We start from the raw sequence: 21741 nt of genomic DNA, 5'->3' as shown, positions 1-21741 counted from the left end.
AATGAGACAAAAAACTAAAAGCTATTTCATTATTTTTTTTATATTTTTTTTAATAATTATATTAGTTATTGGATGGTTTTATTATAAAATGACTACTAGTCGAGAGAGGCAAAATAATGATATCAACGAATGTGAAAAAACAATAGTGATTACCGAGAAGCCTTCATTTTGTTTGAAAAAGGAATCAAATGGAAAAATATTAGAACTAAATATTTATTTGCTAAGAAATAATAAAAAAATAAAAGATACCATACTGGTAAATAATATCCAAAATACAAATGAATATTTTATTTTTAATATCCCTTTTGATGAATTTTTTAAAACAGATATTGTAATAGTAAAAGCTAAAAATTTAACCTATAAAATTTCTGATTTTGGGTATTCTTCAGATGGTGGACACTGGGGAATGTTTGGGTATTTAGGAGATAATAATTGTTATCTTGATTATGATGAAATAAGAATAAATGGCAAAAAATACGAAGGAATTAAATAAAAACCCGCTCAAAACAAATGGATAGAAACACCTTTAAAAGTAAAAGGAGATAACGTAAAAATAACACTGAATGAAAAAGAGATGTGTGGTCGTTTTGTTTCTGTAAAAGCCTACATAGATGATTCAGAAACCGAAGGTGTACTTAAAATATGGAAACATAATCGATTTAGATGGTTTGATAGAATGCTTGTTGAGGAAGAAATAAAAGAGCGAACAGATGACAAGAAACCTTGGCGTGTAAACCAATCAGGGACTTCGCTCTGCGGCATGACCTGTATCTTTTATTTATTTGCAAAAGATCAACCTCAAGCATATAAAAAATTCGCAAAAGAACTTTTTAGAACGGGCGAAGCTACTTTTAATAAATATACCGTTAAACCTAGTATTGAAGTTTTGGAGAAAAAACCTAATACAAAAGGATTTCCAATTAATGGTGGTATTTACATGCCATTAGTTGATTATATCACAATGGCTGGAACAAGAAATACTGATAATCCAAGCTACAAAGGAGGAGAAGAGGAGTTTCAAGCCATAAACTGGCCTCCGTTAATGACTAGTTTATCGGAAGATTTATTAGGCTATAAAGAAGTATCATCAAAAGGAGTGTATACCCCCATTTCACCTATTGTTTATACAAGTATAGAAACACAAAATAAAATTGAAGATATAAATAAACAAATAAGGGCTGGTTATAAATTGATATTAATGATTGACTCCGACTTAATAGAAAATGTTTGGGATGTTAATAGCTTAGATTTGCACTGGATTGTTTTAGAAAGTGAAATAATAGAAGTTAAAATGCTTAATCAAAAAGGTCAAACAGAAGAATTATTAGATTTTAGAGTTTATTCTTACGGCACAAATCCTTTTGATACTTCTAGGTATTTAAAAAGACCTATAAATGTAAATCATTTCATGAATAATTATAATGGTTATGTCAAAGTTAAATAAAAAAAATATAACCGTATTAATTTTAATATTAATAGGTGCCTTATCTGTGATGTATTTGGGGCTTTATAGACAAAATCAAAAAGACATTATTGACAATGCAGAGTGTGAAAATAGTCCTTTTCTAGCTAAGAAATACTTTAAAATATTGCTTTATCAATATACTTTAAAGGAATTAATAAATTTACAAGTAAATATTATTCGTAAAGGAAAAACTATAAAAACATTCAACAAGGAAGATAACAAAGAAGATTATTTTTCTTTCGAATATGATAATTTAATGAAATCGGATTCTATGGAGGTAAACATTAAAAATGATGTTTATTATATTCATAGTTTTGAAAATGATTATTGGCTAAAATGTAAACCATATCAATGTTATTTGAGTGCATATAAGATAAATAACACTACTATTTCGGGCCCACAGCAAGAAGGTTTTTTTCTAAAAAAAGAGGATTTAAATTAACGGTATAGATATTACTTTTTAGCTGTACGTTTTACTTTTGCTTATATCCCGATAGCGCGGATTTGCAATCCATGCCCACACAGTAAATCGATAAAGTGAGAAAGGAATAAAAAAAATAAATTGGGTTTGATAATTGGAATGGGCACGGGTTTTTCTTTTTGACATTCTATATAAATTAAAAAAATCATGGTTAAAACAACCTCAGAAATAACAATTATAGACAACGATGTAACCTTAATGCTCCATAATAAAAAAAATAAAGCATTATACACTTGCAATAAAGAGCAAAACAGAATAAGTTTCAGTGATTCAAACGGGAATAAAACATTCAATTACTCCGTTACTGCTAGAGTTAATTTCGAGATGTTTGAATTGTCTCAAATAGGAGAAACTATAAATTTTAAGGATGGTAAAATAATTGCTTATTTATCTACAAAGGACGTACAAGAACTAGCGCAAAAAACATTCTATGAAGATGGACAAACCCGTATTTATGACTTTATCGACCAAACATTTACTATAGAATTATGAAAATCAAAAGAACTAATGACGTAGTTATATCGAAAGATATTATAGAGAGTTGTGTGTGCTAAAAAAAAATCCTGCACATTTTTAAATGTATGCAGGATTTAATTCAACCTTAATTAGAATCTTTACTTAATCGGTTCAAAACTAATGGCCGTTCCTCCGCCTGGAGCCAAAGCCAGGTTTATTTTTGATTTACTGGTAACCTCGACTGTTTTTATCTTGTACGCCATTGGGTTGTTTTTCCAATCGGCATCTTTGGCATCTTCATAAATAATGGCTTTGTACTTTTGCCCTTTGGTAAGAAAATCTAATTTTATTTCTGATTTTCTGGCACTTTCATCTGTGATTGCCCCTAGAAACCACAATTCCTTTCCTTTTGCTTTTCTGACAATGGTTAAATAATCCCCAGGCTCTGCTTCCAGAATTTTAGTGTCATCCCAATCTAAAGCCACATCTTTTATAAATTGAAAAGCATCAGCACGTTTTTCATAATTCTCTAATAAATCTGCAGCCATTTGCAAAGGAGAGTACATCGTTACATACAATGCCAATTGTTTGGTCAGTGTAGTATGAACTTGTTCTTTTTTGCTTTTGTCATAATAGCTCATTTTGATTTCAAAAATTCCCGGTGTATAATCCATTGGTCCACCAAGAAGTCTCGTAAACGGTAATATTGTTTCGTGGCTTGGCGGATTCCCAACACTCCAAGCGTTGAATTCGTTACCACGAGCGGCTTCGGCAGCTATGTAGTTCGGATACGTACGGCTGTACCCAGTAGGACGGGAAGATTCGTGTGAATTGATCATTATTTTATAATCGGCAGCACGTCTTGCTACAAAGTTGAAATGATTTACCATCGTTTGTCCGTCATGAAACTCGCCCCGTGGAATAATTTTCCCCACGTAACCCGATTTTACGGCTGAATAATCGTATTTTTTCATCAAATCGAAAGCACGATCCAAATGACGCTCGTAATTGGCAACAGATCCTGAAGTTTCATGATGCATGATCATTTTCACGTTTTTTTCTTTGGCGTAAGCCGAAACTTCGGCAATATTAAAGTCTGAATAAGGAGTTGTAAAATCAAAAACTTCTTCTTTCCAATTGCCAAACCAATCTTCCCAACCAGTATTCCATCCTTCTACCAAAACGCCATCAAAACCATTTTTAGCAGCAAAATCAATGTATCTTTTGGTGTTTTCTGTAGTTGCTCCGTGCGGTTTTTTGCCCTCACTCTTTTGGGAAGCATCTTGTGTTCCGCTTAAATCCCAAGTTGATTTCCCTACGTGCATTTCCCACCAAATTCCAACATATTTCATTGGTTTTATATACGAAACATCATCTATTTTACAAGGTTCGTTTAAGTTCAAAATCATTTGTGAACCCACAATATCTCTGGCATCATCACTAATCATAATGGTTCTCCAAGGCGATACGCAAGGTGTTTGCAAATATGCTTTATCCCCTATTGCATTTGGAACCAATTGAGAAGATAATTTAAAATTGGCTCTATCAACATTCAAATGCATTACGGGATAATTGACTACCGCAGCTTCAAAAATATTGACATATAAAGCTGTTGGTGATTTCATCATCAATGGTGATTGAACCGCATATTTACTAGGAATAGATTTTACTCCTATTCCGTTATTTAAGTCCAATTTAGAATTGTCAATTTCAGAAAGTTTGGTCTCATTATACACATATTCGTTACTGTCAAAATCGCCAGGAATCCAAAATGTTTTATAATCCTCGGTTAAATTAAATTGAGACACCTCATCCGAAATAATGAAATAATTTAGATTTTCTTGTTTTGGAAAATCATATCTAAAAGCAATTCCTTCATTATACAATTTAAAAATGACATTCATTTTTACATTCGTTTCCTTTTGCTGTAAAGAAATCGTAAGCTCATTATACTGATTTAGAATATTGGCTTTTTCCCCTAAAACGGGTTTCCAAGACTCACTAAAAACAGTTACTTTTGAAGATAGGATTTCAAAATTAGCATCTAAGGCTGGTTTCTCTTTGAGTTTTATACCCAAAGCACTTTCTAGAATAACGGGTTTACCATTATAATTTACCGTATAAGATGGTTGTCCACTCGGTAGTAATTTAAAATTTACTACAATTTTATTGGAAGGAGATTGTGCGCTCTGTGCATGGAGCAATGCCGTCGCAAAAACGAAAAAAATAGAAAATAAATACTTCATTTGGTTATTTGTTAATTTATTAAATCAAAACTAATTATTAATCTAATACTATTTTATTAAAAAAAAACTACAACCTTGTAGTTGTAATAAATTGTTTTTAATTTCAAGAATTAACTTATTAAAACATTAATTTAATCGCATAAAAAAAGCTCCTCACTGAAGGAGCTCTCAAATATATTGTTCTAGTTTTAACTCAAAAGCAACTCATACACCTGATTCGCAATTTCTATTTCTTCGTTGGTAGGAATCACTAAAATCTTAGTTTTTGAATTTGGAGTGTTTATTTCTCGTATTTCTTTGGAACGAATTTCATTTTTGGCTTGATCCAATTCCAAACCAAAATAATCCATATCGGTACACACTAATTTTCTGATGTAGGACGAATTCTCTCCTATTCCCGCTGTAAAAACAATAGCATCCAAACCATTCAGTACCGCTGTATAAGAGCCTATATATTTCTTAATTCGGTACGCATTCATGGCTAAAGCCAACTGACATTCGGTATTTCCTTTCTCAGCATTGGCTTCTATATCCCTCAAATCACTATAACCGGTCAGGCCAAGCATGCCACTTTGCTTTTGCAACATGGTATTGACTTCATCTACTGTATAACCTAAAGTTTTTACAAGATAGAAAATTACTGATTGATCTACATCTCCACAACGAGTTCCCATAATCAATCCATTCATAGGACCAAATCCAAGAGTATGATCAATACTTTTTCCATCTTTTACGGCAGTCATACTGCAACCATTCCCAAGATGTATGGTAATGATTTTTGAAGACGTATTTAACGAATTGGTTTTTAAAAATTGAATCGCATTCTCCGACACGTATTTATGGCTGGTTCCATGAAAACCATACAAGCGTATTTTATTTTCTGTCAAAAGGTAATTGGGCAAGGCATATTTGTGGGCCACAACCGGTATAGTTTGATGAAAAGCGGTATCAAAAACAGCGATTTGTTGAGCCGCATTAAAAATTTCTTCGGCAACCTTTATCCCTTCCAAGTTGGCAGGATTATGCAAAGGAGCCAATTCAAATAGTTCTTTAATTTTAGCTTTTACCTCTTGGTTAATAATAACCGTATCCGTAAAAGCGCTTCCGCCATGTACCACGCGATGGCCTACGGCTTCTATTTCTTGTGTACTTTTGATAACCCCAACTTTTTCATCCATTAGCAATTGGGCTATTTTTTCCAGCCCAATTTTATGGTTTGCAATAGGCAATGATTCTTCCAGCTTAACCAAATTCGTCACATAACTAAGATTTGAAATCTCTAGGCCTATTCTATCGATCATACCACTACAAATTACTTCATTGGCAGGCATATCAATCAATTGATATTTTATGGATGAGCTTCCCGAGTTTATTATTACTATTTTCATTTATTTTGTGGATTTTGCTCTCCCCGACCCTCTCCAAAGGAGAGGGAGACTGGACGGATATGCTTTGTGTTTATTTTTTTTACCTCTTTTAAGCTTAAACTTTTAAACCTCTAAACATCCTAAACTTTTAAACTTTTAAACTTTTAAACTTCCTTTACAATCCCTGTGCTTGAATCGCCGTAATCACAACTGTGTTAATAATATCGTCAACGGTACAACCACGACTTAAGTCATTTACGGGCTTATTTAGACCTTGCAACATTGGACCTATAGCCAATGCTCCCGTTTCTCTTTGAACCGCTTTGTAGGTATTATTTCCCGTATTTAAATCCGGGAAAATCAAAACACTGGCATGACCTGCTACTTCAGAATTTGGCATTTTACTTTGTCCGACTTCCAAATCAACTGCTGCATCGTACTGTATAGGTCCCTCGATTTTAAGGTCAGGGCGTTTTTGTTTCACTATTTCGGTCGCCGCTCTCACTTTATCTACTTCATCTCCTTTTCCGGACGAACCCGAAGAATAAGAAAGCATGGCTATTTTTGGTTCTATTCCGAAAGCTAAACTTGAATCGGCTGATGATATAGCAATTTCTGCCAATTGTTCTGCGGTAGGATTAGGATTAATGGCACAATCTCCGAAAACAGAAACTCTATCCTCTAAACACATAAAAAATACGGATGACACAACAGAGCAATTGGGTTTGGTTTTAATGAACTGCAAAGCGGGCAAAATAGTATGTTGGGTAGTGTGTGCCGCTCCCGAAACCATTCCGTCAGCATGTCCTTTATACACCATCATAGTCCCAAAATAAGAGACATCTTCCATTAGATCTTTGGCCATTCCTAGCGTTACGTTTTTGGCTTTTCGTAATTCATAATAGGTGTTTACATAATCATCATAATGCTCCGAATCTATAGGACTAATAATAGGCACTTTAGAAAAATCAAAATCCAGACCTAATTCGGCTACTTTATTTTCAATTTGTTTTTTATTTCCGATTATTGAAATATCAACTACGTCCATTGCTAGTAAACGGGAGGCTGCAATAATGATTCTTTCATCACTGCCTTCGGGTAAAACGATATGCTTTCTATGTTCTTTGGCTCTTTTTACCAAATTGTATTGAAACATTTTAGGAGTCATTCCTTCCGCTTCAAAAGCGTTAAATTTATTTGTTAATGCGTCAATATCAACGTATTTATCGAACGTATTTATTGAAGTTTCAATTTTTTGCAAATTAGTGGCATATATTTTTGATTTTATACTTCCAATTTTATTTGCAATATGATAGGTTCCACCTTCTACTGTAATTATGGGAACTACAGTGGAAAGACCTTCAATTAATTTTAAGATACTATCCTCTGGAATTATATCTCCTGTTAAAACAATTCCTGAAACCGAAGGATAATTAGCGGATTCATTGGCTTGTAATGCTCCAAGAATAATATCGGCTCTATCTCCCGGGGTAATGATAAGTCCATTCTCTTTTAGATGCAACAAATAGTTACACAATTGCATCGCACCAATACTATAACTACCCGTTTGATTGTTTAAATATCCATGTCCAAATAGAACTTTGGCATCCAACACTTCTACAATTTCTTGAATCGTTGGATTATTCAAGCTAGGAATTAAAGGAATTGAATTGATCAGAATGGATTCTGGTAAGTTTTTTTGTAATCCAGTCGTTACCAAATCTAAATTTTCTGGTTGCACTTTATTGGCTATTACGGCTAATACTTCGACCTCTTTTACTTTAAATGAATTATACGCTAAACTTAAATTATCTATTAATTCGTCTAAGGTTTTCCCCACTCCTGAACCCAGAATAATTGTCGGTATCCCTAGGTTTTTGGCAATAAGCACATTCATATCTAGTTCGATAACAGTACCCTCGCCCGAAAAACTGGTTCCTTCAACCAAAACAAAATCAAAGCGTTCCTCTAATTTTTTGAACTTTTCAATAATTAAATCGATTACCTCTCCTAGTTTTCCTTTATTCTTTTTCTTGATTAACTTACTTTTTGTAATAGCATAAGCATCTTCATATTGAATATCTAGACCAAAATGCGAAATTACCATATCGATATGAGTATCCTTTCTCCCCTCTTCTACATCCTCTATTATTGGTCTAAAATAACCTACTTTGGCAGTTTTTCCCAAAAGCGTACTCATTAAACCCAAAGTAATTATTGTTTTACCGCAATTTCCTTCAATAGTTGCAATATATATAGCTTTATTCATATGTACCCTTTTAAAATTTAATCACTCATACTTTTTATGCAAAATTATATATTTAATTTTCTTTTAAATATGACCAAAATCAGCTTAGAAAATAAACTTGCTTTTATACTTCTAAAAATCAAAACCATCTTCGCCTTTTAAAATAAAAAACCATCCCAATTACCACCAAAAACATAATTGCCACTACAGTATAATATCCATTTTTATACCTCAGTTCAGGCATATTATCAAAATTCATTCCGTAAACTCCCACAATAAAAGTAAGTGGAATGAATATAACCGAAATAATGGTCAGCGTTTTCATAATCTCATTCATCTTATGCGTTTGCGCCGCAAAAAAGAAATTAGACGCACTTTCCAGAGAACCCATATCCGATTCTATTTGTTCCAAAAGCTCTAAACATTTTTGATGCAAACGGGTAAAAAAACTAAAATTATCCGATTCTATTTCATTAAACACATCATCCTCTTTTATACTTTTGATGTCATATAAAGAATCCCGAAGCGGAATGATAGAACGTTTTAAGAAATTAAAATTATCCCTATGTTTTTCTATTTTCTCCAAAATAATGGGATCGGCACTATTTTTGGTGAAATCTATCAATTCTTCTATTTTATCCTCCTCGTTTTCAAGTGTTATATAAAAATTACCAATAATTGCATCTAGCAAAATATACAATAGATAATCTGCTTTCTTGGTTCTTACAATTCCAGAATTAGTTCGAATACGTTCGCGTATGTGGGTAAAAAAATCACTCCTTTTTTCTTGAAACGAAATTAAAATTCCTTTTTTTATCAAAAAACTAATTTGCTCGACCTTGATATCATCGGAGTTTTCAGCAGGCAGCATTGATTTTATATTAAAAAACAGAACGTCTTTTTCCTCTTCGAGTTTGGTTCTCTTGGTGGTATTTAAAATATCAGCCAACATAAAATTGTCAATATTAAAATGGCTTGCCACTTCTTTAAGCAAATCAAGGTCATTCAATCCGTGAATGTTTAACCAATTGGTCTTTTCTAAATCTATATGTTTTTCTAGATTTGCAATAGAACCATTCTCATGCTCAATGACCGTATAATTATCATATACAAACAATTGCATTTCAATTTCTTTGTTTCTATGCAAACCTGTATATTCTAAACTATAAGGCTGTAATCGTTTCCCTTTCTTGTATTTAATCTTTCTCATAAAATAATTTGTACAGTAATATTACGAAAAATTTATTATTTTAGACCTGTCGGGTTTTAAAAACCCGACAGGTCTAAAATAATAAATTAGAACCCATGCAAATAATCGAACCTTTAGAATTTGGAAATTATTACCACATCTATAACCGTGGTAACAATAGCGAAACTGTTTTCAAAGAAACCCGAAACTATGAACATTTTCTAAATCTATACAGTACTCATATAGAACCAATCACTGACACTTATGCTTGGAGCTTGATGAAAAACCATTTCCATCTATTGGTCCGAATCAAAACTATTGAGGAAATAGTCTTGCTTCAAGAATCCAAAAATCCTCCTGTAACAAAGAAAATAATTGCACCACATCAATCATTTGGCAATTTGTTCAATGCCTATTCCAAAGCAATAAATAAAGGATATGACCGACATGGAGCTCTTTTTGAGAGACCTTTCAAAAGAAAATTGATTGATAATAACACCTATTTACAGAACGTCATAAAATACATTCACTACAATCCTGTTAAACACGGTATCTGTGACCATCCCATAGAATACCCTTGGAGTTCCTATCTGACATGTGTCTCTCATAAGCCTACCAAATTGAGAAGGAATGAAGTGATTTCTATTTTTGGTAATTTAGAAAACTTCAAACAGGTTCATAGTCAGAATGAGGATTTTTCTGATTTAGAGAAATCCTTAAACCTATAAGCGTGTTTCATTTTAGACCTGTCGGTTTTTAAAAACCCGACAGGTCTAAAATGAAAAAACCGAGCCATTGCTAGCTCGGATTTTCATTTATTATGTTGTAGAGACGCGATAAATCGCGTCTGTACGAGAAATAATTATTTTACTTCTTCGAATTCAACGTCTTCAACATTGTCTCCTTGCGCTTGAGCTTGTGGCTCAGCAGCTTGTTGACCTTGTTCTCCTTGAGAGTACATTGCTTCAGTAGCTGTTTTCCAAGCTGCATTGATGTTGTCAAGAGCAGTTTGAATTGCAGGAATGTCTTGAGATTGGTGAGCCATTCTCAATTCAGTTAATGCATATTCTACAGCAACTTTATGATCATCAGCTAATTTAGCTCCAAGTTCTTTCAATTGAGTTTCAGTTTGGAAGATCATTCCGTCTGCTTCGTTCAATTTTTCAGCTCTTTCTTTAGCTATTTTGTCGTACTCAGCATTAGCTTCAGCATCTTTAATCATTCTTTCGATTTCTTCAGAAGTCAATCCAGAAGAAGCTTCGATACGAATATCGTGAGATTTACCAGTTCCTTTATCAGTTGCAGAAACTTTGATGATACCATTAGCATCAATATCAAAAGTTACTTCAATTTGTGGAACACCTCTTGGTGCTGGTGGAATACCGTCTAAGTTGAAACGACCGATAGTTTTGTTATCAGCAGCCATTGCTCTAGCACCTTGTAAAACGTGTAGTTCAACAGTTGGTTGAGAATCAGCAGCTGTAGAGAAAACTTGAGATTTTTTTGTTGGGATAGTTGTGTTAGACTCAATTAATGTAGTCATAACTCCACCCATAGTTTCGATACCTAAAGATAAAGGTGTAACGTCAAGTAACAATACATCTTTTACATCTCCAGAAAGAACTCCACCTTGAATAGCTGCTCCAATTGCAACAACCTCATCAGGGTTAACTCCTTTAGACGCTTTTTTACCAAAGAATTTCTCCACTTCGTCAGCAATTCTTGGCATACGAGTAGAACCTCCTACAAGGATCACTTCGTCAATATCATTTACAGTTAAACCTGCATCTTTCAACGCTTTAGCAACTGGTGCCATAGAACGTTTTACTAAAGAGTCAGTTAATTTTTCAAATTGAGCTCTCGTTAATTTTTTAACTAAGTGTTTTGGTCCTGAAGCTGTAGCAGTTACGTAAGGTAAGTTGATTTCAGTTTCAGCAGAAGAAGACAATTCAATTTTTGCTTTCTCAGCAGCTTCTTTCAAACGTTGCAATGACATTGGGTCAAGACGCAAGTCAATACCTTCTTCAGCTTTGAATTCGTCAGCTAACCAGTCAATAATTTCGTGGTCAAAATCATCTCCACCTAAGTGAGTATCTCCATTTGTAGATAATACTTCAAAAACTCCGTCTCCTAATTCAAGAACAGAGATATCAAAAGTACCTCCACCTAAATCGTAAACAGCAATTTTTTGATCAGTACCTTTTTTATCCAAACCATAAGCCAAAGCCGCAGCTGTTGGTTCGTTGATAATACGCATTACTTTAAGACCTGCAATTTCTCCAGCTTCTTTTGTAGCTTGACGTTGTGCATCATTAAAGTAAGCAGGAACAGTAATAACCGCTTCTGTAACAGTTTGACCTAAATAGTCTTCAGCTGTTTTTTTCATTTTTTGAAGTGTCATAGCTGACAATTCTTGAGCAGAGTATAAACGACCGTCAATATCCACACGTGGTGTATTGTTGTCCCCTTTTACTACTGAATAAGAAACTCTTTTTGCTTCATTTGTAATTTCAGCAAAAGAATGACCCATAAAACGTTTGATAGAAGCAATAGTCTTAGTTGGATTAGTTACCGCTTGTCTTTTTGCAGGATCTCCTACTTTAATTTCTCCACCTTCAACAAAAGCGATGATAGATGGTGTTGTTCTTTTTCCTTCAGCATTAGGGATTACTACTGCTTCATTACCTTCCATTACAGAAACACAAGAGTTTGTTGTACCTAAATCAATTCCGATTATTTTACCCATTTTTAATATATTTAATTTTATTGTATACTTGTTTTAACGACTCGAAGACTCTAAGGCAATCTTTGTGCCAATACAAAAAACCGAGTAAATTGTCAGTTTCCGTTATAATTGGCACAAAATAATATGACAAACTGACATTTTAGGATGTCATTTAGATTTTAGATTGCAATTTTGGTATAGAATGGCTACTTTTAAACCTTAAAAACAATTCCTTTTGAACAAAACCCTACAAAAAATCATAAGCTTTTTTAGATGGACAGTAGCTACCATGATAGTTTTGTTGATACTGTTACTAATTCTTGTTCATATTCCCAGCGTTCAAAATTTCACTAAAGAAAAAGTAGTCAACTATTTACAGGATAAAATTCAAACCAAAGTTTCTATTGACTCCCTTTCCTTTGGAATCACAAAAAAAATAATACTCAAGGGCGTTTACTTTGAAGACCGAAAAAAAGACACCTTATTATCTTCCGAAAAACTGGCTATTGACATTAGTTTATTGCAATTGCTAAATAACAAAATTGAGATTAATTCGGTAGAGCTGGAAGGCGCCACTGCAACTATAAAGAAGGACAAAAACGCTGTTTATAATTTTGATTACATTATTAAAGCTTTCGATACGGGTGAAAAACCAAAAGATGACAGTAAGCCAATGGTATTTTCTCTCGAAGAAATAGACCTCAACCGCATCCATTTAAAATACTCCGATGCAATAGCACAAAATGATGTTTCTTTTGGGTTAAAACATTTGGGTACCCATATAACAAACTTTGATTTGGAGCAAATGAGCTTTGAAATTCCAAAAATAAAAGTGAATGGATTGCAATTGAAAATCAAACAAGGAATAGCTAAGACCCCAATTAAAACCAACAAAACTACTTCTGTAAACCCAACAACACCAGACTTAAAACTAAAACTAGGAGAAATTGATCTCTCAAAATTACTGATTGATTATACCGCCGAAAATTCAAAAGTGGTCTCTTCTCTTTCGATGAAAAAAATGCTTGTAAAGTTTAATGCCATTAATCTAAGCAGTCATTTCATAGCTATAGAGAATCTTGATTTGAGCGACACTAAAGGCGCGTTGACTTTAGGCAAAATCACAAAAACAACAACCAAAAAAGCAACGGTGGCTAGCACGCCAAACAATTGGGAAGTAAAAATAAACAAAACATATATCAAAGAGGTCGGTTTTAAATTTGACAACAATAATGTAGTTCATTTGACAAAAGGAATTGATTACAATCACTTAAACGTAGAACATTTCAATCTACGCGCCGAAACACTCAATTACACTCCTGAATCTACGGCTGTCACTATTCTTTCATTATCTACAAAAGAACAAAGCGGTTTGAATATTGAATCTTTCAAAACTGATTTCTTTTACGGTCAAAAAGTGACGTTCCTTAAAAATTTGTATTTAAAAACACCGCAAACTTTAATCAAAGACAAACTTATTTTAGAATATCCTTCTATTTCATCGATTACTGAAAATCCAGGGGAAGTGAACATCAAGACATCTTTAAAACAAAGCCGATTGGGATTCAAAGATATACTGCTTTTTGCCCCAACCTTAGCAAATAGCAATCCTTTCAAAAGTAATCCCAATGCAATACTACTAATCAACAGTAAAATTTCAGGGAAATTAAAAAATATTGAAATCCCAAATTTAGAAGTCAGTGGATTGGGAAAAACAAAGATTCATGCCAGTGGAAAAATTGTCGGTTTACCTGACATGAAGAAAGCTCGTTTTGATATAAAGCTAAAAGAATTTAAATCAAGTTCAAAAGACATCAATTCGTTTGTGCCAAAAGGAACGATTCCAAATTCGTTTGTGATACCTTCTCAATTAAGCGCTAGTGGAACTTTTAAAGGAACACTGACGAATTTCTATACCAATGTAAATCTATTGAGTAGTTTGGGCAATGCCAAAGTCAAAGCCTCTTTTGACCAGACCCGAAAAAACAGGGAGAAATATGACGCTCAAGCCGAATTGACCAATTTTGATCTAGGGAAATTTATAAAAAATGACTCCATCGGGAAAATCACTTTGAAAGCAAATGTAAAAGGAATTGGGTTGAATCCTAAAACGGCCATTGCAGATTTTAATGGATCTATCGAAAAAGCGTATTTTAACAAATACACGTATCAAAATCTAAACTTAAAAGGAAATCTAAACAAAGGAAATTTCAATGGTACCGCTGACGCAAAAGACCCTAATTTGACTTTCAACTTAGAAAGTAACGGCGCATTAGGCGATAAATACCCAAAAGCAAACATCAAATTGAACGTGGATATTGCTGATTTGGAAAAATTGAATCTCCATGCAGGACCTTTGAAATTAAGAGGCGAAGTACTGGCGGATATACAAACGGCCGATATTGATTATCCAAATGGCAAAATCTTATTCTCTAACATACAGATCGAAAATGAAAAAGAATCCTTTACGCTAGATTCAATTCAAGTAACAGCAATAACGTCATCCGAAAAAAACGAAATAAAACTATATTCCCCATTATTGGATGCTGAAATAAACGGCCATTACAAACTCTCCAAATTAGCCGCTGCATTGTCACATACTGTCGCAAACTATTATGACACCACTCCGGCCACAAAAAAAGAAAGAGTAGCCAATCAGAAAGTAAACTTCAACCTTGACGTAAAAAACAGCCTTTTATTTTCGAAATTTATTCCTGAACTCAAAAGCATAGATCCTTTTACCATAACTGGTCGTTATAATTCCGAAAACGATTCTATTGTTATAAATGGAACGATTCCGAAAATAATTTATAAAAATAACACGATCAGCAATGTCATTCTAAAAGTGGACACTCAAGATAAGGCTTTGGTTTATAACCTTAACATTGATGATATCGAAAGTCCCAATTACAAATTGCCTTATACCTCCTTAACCGGAAAAGTGAAAGACAATACGATTGATTATCATTTGTTGTTAAAAGACCTAAACGACAAAGACAGATACACCATTGCAGGAACATTAAAAACCGAAAAAGGCGATTCCGAAATTAGTTTGAATCCCGAAAACCTACTCCTTAATTATGAGAAGTGGAAAATAACGCCCGACAACCTAATCCGTTTGGACAAAAATGGCATCTATGCCAATAACTTTGAATTGAGAAATAATGGAAATCGTTTAAAATTACAATCCGAATCTGAAGCTCCAAATGCGCCTTTGTCCGTAAATTTTGAAAATTTCGAAATCGAAACTATCTCAAATATGCTCGGACAAAGTGATTTACAGATGGGCGGAAAAATTAATGGAAACGCCTTATTGAAAGACTTGAATAAAAGACCAGTATTTACCTCCGATTTAACAATTGAAGATTTTAGTTTTAAAAAGGATACTGTGGGTACCATTAGCATAAAAGTCAATAATGAAATCGCTAATCAATATGACGCTACCGTTTCGATTACGGGTCAAGGCAATCAAGTAAATTTAGAGGGAAATTACAAACCTCTGGATAACAGTCTTGACATGAATCTTATCGTAGAAAAGCTAAACATGAAAAGCATTCAAGGTTTCTCGATGAATCATTTAACGGAAAGCACTGGTTTTTTGAACGGAACCATTTCAATTACAGGAGATGCAAGCCAACCAAAAGTTGTTGGCGAATTGAAATTTAATGACGTTGGTTTTAAGGTAAAAGAACTAAACTCCAAATTTAAATCCATCAACGATACAATTGAATTTAACAACAATACTATCGCTTTCGATCATTTTACCATTAAAGACGAAAAAGACAACGATCTTGTGATCAACGGAATCATTGACAGTAAAAATTTCAGGAATTTGGAATTTGATTTAACCGTAGATGCCGATAATTTTATGGCCATGAATTCAAAAGCCAAAGACAATGATTTGTATTATGGAGTATTGTTTATAGACAATCATTTAAAAATAAAAGGCACTTTGGATAATCCTGTAGTGGAAGGAAATATCAAAATAAACAAAGACACTAAATTAACGATGGTACTGCCCCAATCCGATCCTTCGGTTGCCAGTCGAGAGGGAATTGTTGAATTTATCGATCAAGATCAAATACAAATTATAAAAACTGTTGAAGCAGAGGAACCCAAAATAAAATCGACTATTAAAGGCCTTAATGCATCGGTAAATATAGAAATAGACAAAGACGCCGAATTCTTTATCATTATAGACAAATCAAGTGGAGACTACATTCGATTTAAAGGAAATGCGTTTCTAAATGGAGGTATAGACCCGTCAGGAAAAACTACCTTAACCGGGAAATTTGAATTTGACGAAGGGGCTTATGAAATGACATTTAGCACCATTAAACGAAAATTTGACATCAAAAAAGGAAGTTACATTCAATGGAACGGCGAACCAACATCAGCAGACATCAATATTACAGCAATATATAAAACAACTACCGCCCCTATTGATTTGTTACAAAAACAATTGGCGAATTTTTCAGATGAAGTAAAAAACACTTTTAAGGAAAAAATACCTTTTGAAACTAAATTGATAATAAAAGGCGAATTAATGAAACCCGACATTACTTTTGACATCATTTTGCCAACAGAAAACAGCAATACGATCTCCTCTGATGTTATGAATAGAACACAAAAAAGACTATCAGAATTGCGCCAAGATCCAAATGAACTGAATAAGCAAGTTTTATCATTGTTATTAATGAATCGCTTTATTGGTGAAGATCCATTCAGCTCCGAAGCAGGAGGAACTTCGGTATCGGCTATGGCAAAATCGAGTGCCAGCCAAATACTGACCAATCAAATGAATAATCTAACCAAGGATTTAATTCAAGGGGTTGAACTTAATTTTGATTTAAAGTCAACCGAAGTGTATTCCAGCGGACAAAGAGAAGATAAAACAGATTTGAATGTTGGGGTTACAAAAAAGTTACTGAATGACAGACTAAAAGTTACAGTAGGAAGCAGTTTTGGATTGGAAGGACCTCAACACCCCAATCAACAATCCACTAATTTTGCTGGAGATGTGACATTGGATTATCTACTCTCAAAAGACGGAAAATACAAGCTAAAAGCTTACCGTGTCAATAAATACCAAGTGGCGCTACAGGGAGAGGTTATGGAAACAGGAATAGGTTTTACCATTACTATGGATTATAACCATTTCAAAGAACTGTTTCAAAAAAAGAAAGACAAAAAAGAAAGATTAAAAGTTTCAAAAAAGAAAAAGGATGAATAAGACGTATTTATTATATTTCCTTATTTCGGCACTATTTATCTCCTCCTGCAGCAATCTCAACTATTTGCAGGAAGGCGAAATGCTCTATACAGGTGCCAAAGTCAAAATAGAAGATAAAGATACCCTCACAAAAGAATACAGACAGTTAAAAACAGAATTGGAAAAACTCTTACGCCCAAAACCCAATACTGTCATTCTAGGTATGAGACCCAGTTTGTATATCTATAATATCGTTGGCCCCGTAAAAAAAGAAAAAGGATTTAAGCATTGGCTGAAAACAAAGATCGGAGAACCACCTGTTTTGGCAAGTCAACTTGATCTGAAACACAACAAAGACTTACTTCAAAATTATTCCGAAAACGAAGGCTATTTCAATACGACAACAATGGCAGACTCCATTCATAAAGAAAAAACAGTTAAAGCAATTTACACCCTGAAACCAAGGAGGCAATACACCATCAGAACCGTTAAATTTCCTATTGATTCATCGGCACTTTCAACTGCTATTCGCAACTTGATTCCGAAAAGTTTGCTACAAGTAAATGAGGGGTACAGTTTTGATAAAATAAAAGAGGAACGCATTCGGATTGACAATTACCTTAAAGAAAACGGATTCTTTTATTTTAGCCCCGATTATCTAAAAATACAAGTAGACAGCACCGTTTCGGATCATCAAGTAGATCTTATTGTAAAAGTAAAAAACGATGCACCAACTGAATCAAAAAATCAGTATAAAATAAACAATATTATTATTTATCCCAATTTCACAGTTGGCTCCGACACGGCAAAAGCAACTATTGATGCTGTTATAAAACACCATGATTTTACCATTTATGATTCAGAAAAGCTTTTTAAACCCGAAATTTTCGATCGGGCTTTGACTTTCAAAAAAGGAGATTTATACAATAGAACCAATCATAATTTGTCCCTAAAAAATTTAGAAAACTTAGGCGCATTTAAATTTGTAAAAAACAAATTCGTGGCAGCTGATACTATTGGTAATTATTTAGACACCTACTACTATTTAACACCATTGGATAAAAAATCAGTCCGATTGGAACTCTTAGCCAAAACCAATTCGGCCAATTATAATGGAACCGAACTGAATCTAAACTGGAGTAATCGAAATGCTTTTGGAGGAGCCGAATTGTTGAATATTTCTATTTATGGAGGTTTCGAAGTGCAAGTTTCGGGACAAAACACGGGTTACAATGTCTACACAGCAGGTACCGAAGCCAATTTGTTATGGCCAAAAATTCTATCTCCTTTTAAAACAAAACCTTTTAGTGGATATATGTCCAAAACAAAAGTAACTGCAGGATATGAATACCAAAACAGGACACAATTGTATTCCCTGCAAACCATGAAAGCCGCTTTTGGTTATTTATGGAAATCAAATGAACGAAAAGAACACCAATTAAACATCGCCGAAATTACTTTTGCCAGACCCAAAGACGTTACGGCATTGTATCAAGAAGAAGTAGATAAAAACCCTTCTCTAGCAAATGTAGTAGAGCAACAGTTAGTTTTTGGCCCTACCTATTCTTATATCTATAGTAATACCATGAAAAAAGAGAAGAGAAACACCATATACTACAAAGGATCAATCAGTCTTTCAGGTAATCTTGCGGGTTTAATTACTTCGGCCGATATAAAAAAGAAAGACACCGTTGAAGTATTTGGCGTTCCTTTTAGTCAATTTATTCGATTAGAAAATGAATTTAAACATTATTTAAAGTTAGGAAAAGATTCCCAACTCGCCAGTAGAATCATTGTTGGAACTGGATTTGCTTATGGAAATTCAAATGAAATGCCCTTTATCTCTCAATTTTTCATTGCCGGAACAAACAGTATCAGAGGGTTTAGAGCACGCTCTATCGGTCCAGGAATCTATTATGATCCCGCAATCAATACCGATGACTACACCCAAGACCAATCCGGTGACATCAAATTAGAAATGAATACCGAGTACAGAAGCAAAATATATAGAATGGTAAAGGGAGCCGTATTTGTCGATGCTGGAAATATATGGTTACTAAATGACAATCCGAACAAACCGGGTGCCAAATTCACCTCGGATTTCATGAACGAATTAGCTGTTGGAGTTGGTGCAGGATTACGCTTTGATTTAGCTGTTTTGGTCTTTAGAACTGATTTAGCTTTTCCTATCCGAAAACCATATTTGCCCGCTGGAAATCGCTGGGTAATTGACGCTATTGATTTTGGAAGCGGAAGTTGGCGAAATGAAAATTTGATTTTTAATATCGCTATTGGGTATCCTTTTTAAATGGAGAAACTGTATTCCAATACATACTTATCGTGTTAGTCGTTCAGGGTGTAGCAAATTAATTTTAGCAACTTCATCTTTTCCGTAAAAACGAATAATTTCATCTTGTTCGGTTTTATTCCCGTAAGCAAAAACTCTTTTCACTATTGAAATCTTCATTAATTTCCAATCAATTTTATCAAAAGTAGTATCCCAAAATACACCTTTTCTAAATTTTGACAAATCTGGTTTATAATTAGAATCCTTCTTAGCTTCTTTAATGTCGTAAAAAACTTGGAGCGTCATCAAAAAACCCTCTTCCATTTCTAACTCCTTTTCTATTTTAAGAGACAAATCTACATTCATCCTTCTATTCCCTTTTATGATAGCACCCAAAGTTTGAGGATACTCATCAATCAAAAGAGCAAATTGCCTTTGGTTAATGTTCCTTTTCTTCAATTCTCTTTCTACCATTTTACCAGGATGAACTCCTTTTACGATGTCTAGTGTTTTCATATGAAGATAATATTTGTTTTTTATTGAAATATGGAATTCGCATATCTTCATTGATGTTTGCGACCAATTTACGGTCATGCTCATTTCATAATACAAATACAAACAATTTTGTTTACATAACTTATCGAAAACAATCACTATTTGAACGTACCATTCAATCCATAAATAATATCTTTACCTTCAAATTAACTCAATCAAAAAGTGGATCAATTCAAATCTTTTTTACAGAATATTGCATCTATAACCGATACCGAATTTGAGGAAGCACGAATTTATTTCAAAGAACTCAAGCTTAAAAAAGGAGATTGCTTCATAGAGCAAGGTAAGATTTGTAAACACATTGCTTTTATCAAAAAAGGAATCTTAAAAACATTTTATAGTAATGACAAATCCTCAGAAACAACCTCATGCTTCTGTGTAGAGAATAATTTTACAACCGCATACAAAAGTTTTATTTTGCAAACCCCTTCATCTCAAACTATTCAAGCCATTGAAGAAACAGAACTATTAGTCATTGATTTCGAGAGTTTACAAAAATTATATACCAAAAGTATCGTTTGGCAAAACATAGGAAGAGCTTTTGCCGAAAGGGAATATTTAGTAATGGAACAATACGCCTCAACGCTTAACAACGAAACTGCCAAAGAAAAGTATTTGAGATTATTAAAAGAACAACCTATCATTATACAAAAAGCGGCTATCAAAGACATTGCTTCCTATCTTGGGGTTACCACTAGAACTTTAAGTAGAATTAGACTGGAAATCATAAAATGATTTTAAGGACATTTGTCCTTTCTATAAAAGTGAAATCTCCATAATTTAGCAGTGCCTTTTAAACCTAAATTCACTTTACATTATGGAAATCGCTTTTGTCATTTTATCAATTTTATTAGTATTATTTGCTTTGTTAGCTTTATATGATGGTTTTTATCTTCATATTTTTAAATACCAATTGCAAAATCAAGTTCAAAGTAAAAACGAACATCTTACTCACACCATAAGAGCCGTTTTATTCCCCGCAATAGTCTATTTCTTGTTTCTAAAACAAGACTGTATCATTAGTTTCTATTTAGGATTGGCAATTGTATTAATTGATCTGACTGTATTAGGTATAGATGCTTATATAGAAAAAGACAGCCGTGTTTTTATGGGTGGTTTGCCTCGTTGGGAGTATATTTTACATCTCTTTGTAAATGGATTTCATTTTGCCGCTGTAGCCGTTTTTATGGCACTAAAATTACGACTTACTAAAGAGGGAATAACCATAGTGCCCAATTTCTACGGTTATCAAAATTTTTATATTTTCAAATTAATTGCGCTCAATATCCTACCAGGTGCCATTTTAATAGGATTAATTCATATTCTGGTAATTATTCCCAAAACAGCAGTTGTTTGGAACAAATGGAGAGAAAAAATAAGTTGCTGCTAAAAATTGCAATACTTACCTTAAATTTTTCTCCATTTAAACAATTTAAAAAGGCTCCCTCAATAAGAGGAGGGCACTAAAAAAGTCCCCCCTAGAAAAAATTGAGACAAAATCTTGATAGAA

15 protein-coding genes are annotated in these 21741 nt (G+C 33.6%); 9 read left to right on the top strand and 6 right to left on the bottom strand.

The window, feature by feature from the left end; translation table 11 throughout:
• The first annotated feature begins 1 nt into the window (after position 1).
• From FNW52_RS08515 to FNW52_RS08500, 4 genes are all read left to right on the top strand, one after another.
• The gene (locus FNW52_RS08515) at positions 2 to 493 is read left to right on the top strand and encodes a hypothetical protein (protein WP_143377037.1); all 492 of its coding nucleotides are present in this window, start codon (positions 2 to 4) and stop codon (positions 491 to 493) included.
• Between the two features lie 81 nt (positions 494 to 574).
• Positions 575 to 1444: a hypothetical protein gene (locus FNW52_RS08510; RefSeq protein WP_143377036.1), complete on the top strand. Its 870-nt coding sequence runs from the start codon at positions 575 to 577 to the stop codon at positions 1442 to 1444.
• The gene (locus tag FNW52_RS08505) at positions 1428 to 1907 is read left to right on the top strand and encodes a hypothetical protein (RefSeq protein WP_143377035.1); all 480 of its coding nucleotides are present in this window, start codon (positions 1428 to 1430) and stop codon (positions 1905 to 1907) included. Before FNW52_RS08510 ends, FNW52_RS08505 begins: the two co-directional genes overlap by 17 nt.
• Before the next feature lie 186 nt (positions 1908 to 2093).
• A complete protein-coding gene (locus tag FNW52_RS08500; RefSeq protein WP_143377034.1) occupies positions 2094 to 2438 on the top strand; it encodes a hypothetical protein in 345 nt (114 codons plus the stop codon).
• A gap of 122 nt (positions 2439 to 2560) precedes the next feature.
• On the opposite strand, the gene FNW52_RS08495 is transcribed toward FNW52_RS08500, so the two are convergent.
• The 4 genes from FNW52_RS08495 to corA form a co-directional block, all read right to left on the bottom strand.
• The gene (locus FNW52_RS08495; protein ID WP_143377033.1) at positions 2561 to 4648 is read right to left on the bottom strand and encodes a glycoside hydrolase family 97 protein; all 2088 of its coding nucleotides are present in this window, start codon (positions 4646 to 4648) and stop codon (positions 2561 to 2563) included.
• A 188-nt stretch (positions 4649 to 4836) separates the two neighbouring features.
• Positions 4837 to 6036: an acetate/propionate family kinase gene (locus FNW52_RS08490; RefSeq protein ID WP_143377032.1), complete on the bottom strand. Its 1200-nt coding sequence runs from the start codon at positions 6034 to 6036 to the stop codon at positions 4837 to 4839.
• A gap of 154 nt (positions 6037 to 6190) precedes the next feature.
• On the bottom strand, positions 6191 to 8284 hold the full coding sequence (pta, locus tag FNW52_RS08485; protein WP_143377031.1) for a phosphate acetyltransferase: 2094 nt from the start codon (positions 8282 to 8284) through the stop codon (positions 6191 to 6193).
• 118 nt (positions 8285 to 8402) lie between these two features.
• Entirely contained in the window at positions 8403 to 9473 is a 1071-nt protein-coding gene (gene corA / locus FNW52_RS08480; RefSeq protein ID WP_143377030.1) for a magnesium/cobalt transporter CorA, read from the bottom strand.
• A 95-nt stretch (positions 9474 to 9568) separates the two neighbouring features.
• Between corA and FNW52_RS08475 the strand changes: the two genes are divergently transcribed.
• Positions 9569 to 10180, top strand: a complete 612-nt coding sequence (locus FNW52_RS08475) for a hypothetical protein (RefSeq protein ID WP_143377029.1) — start codon at positions 9569 to 9571, stop codon at positions 10178 to 10180.
• Positions 10181 to 10314: 134 nt separating this feature from the next.
• On the opposite strand, the gene dnaK is transcribed toward FNW52_RS08475, so the two are convergent.
• Entirely contained in the window at positions 10315 to 12198 is a 1884-nt protein-coding gene (gene dnaK, locus FNW52_RS08470; RefSeq protein ID WP_143377028.1) for a molecular chaperone DnaK, read from the bottom strand.
• Positions 12199 to 12412: 214 nt separating this feature from the next.
• Here dnaK and FNW52_RS08465 point away from each other — a divergent pair, with 214 nt between their 5' ends.
• Positions 12413 to 17410: a translocation/assembly module TamB gene (locus tag FNW52_RS08465; RefSeq protein ID WP_143377027.1), complete on the top strand. Its 4998-nt coding sequence runs from the start codon at positions 12413 to 12415 to the stop codon at positions 17408 to 17410.
• Positions 17403 to 19697: a BamA/TamA family outer membrane protein gene (locus tag FNW52_RS08460; RefSeq protein ID WP_143377026.1), complete on the top strand. Its 2295-nt coding sequence runs from the start codon at positions 17403 to 17405 to the stop codon at positions 19695 to 19697. Before FNW52_RS08465 ends, FNW52_RS08460 begins: the two co-directional genes overlap by 8 nt.
• A gap of 27 nt (positions 19698 to 19724) precedes the next feature.
• On the opposite strand, the gene FNW52_RS08455 is transcribed toward FNW52_RS08460, so the two are convergent.
• Positions 19725 to 20192 carry a plasmid maintenance system antidote protein gene (locus tag FNW52_RS08455; RefSeq protein ID WP_143377025.1) on the bottom strand — a complete coding sequence of 156 codons (468 nt, stop codon included), beginning with the start codon at positions 20190 to 20192 and terminating at the stop codon, positions 19725 to 19727.
• 201 nt (positions 20193 to 20393) lie between these two features.
• On the opposite strand from FNW52_RS08455, the gene FNW52_RS08450 reads away from it, so the two are divergent.
• Both FNW52_RS08450 and FNW52_RS08445 read left to right on the top strand, forming a co-directional pair.
• A complete protein-coding gene (locus tag FNW52_RS08450) occupies positions 20394 to 20966 on the top strand; it encodes a Crp/Fnr family transcriptional regulator (RefSeq protein WP_143377024.1) in 573 nt (190 codons plus the stop codon).
• Positions 20967 to 21048: 82 nt separating this feature from the next.
• Positions 21049 to 21621 carry a hypothetical protein gene (locus tag FNW52_RS08445; RefSeq protein ID WP_143377023.1) on the top strand — a complete coding sequence of 191 codons (573 nt, stop codon included), beginning with the start codon at positions 21049 to 21051 and terminating at the stop codon, positions 21619 to 21621.
• Positions 21622 to 21741: the final 120 nt, after the last annotated feature.

It is taken from the genome of Flavobacterium sp. ZT3R18 (genome assembly GCF_007097385.1).
Classification (GTDB): Bacteria; Bacteroidota; Bacteroidia; order Flavobacteriales; family Flavobacteriaceae; genus Flavobacterium.
Note: the sequence above shows the minus strand (reverse complement) of the source record. Positions and strands in the feature narration are given on the sequence as shown.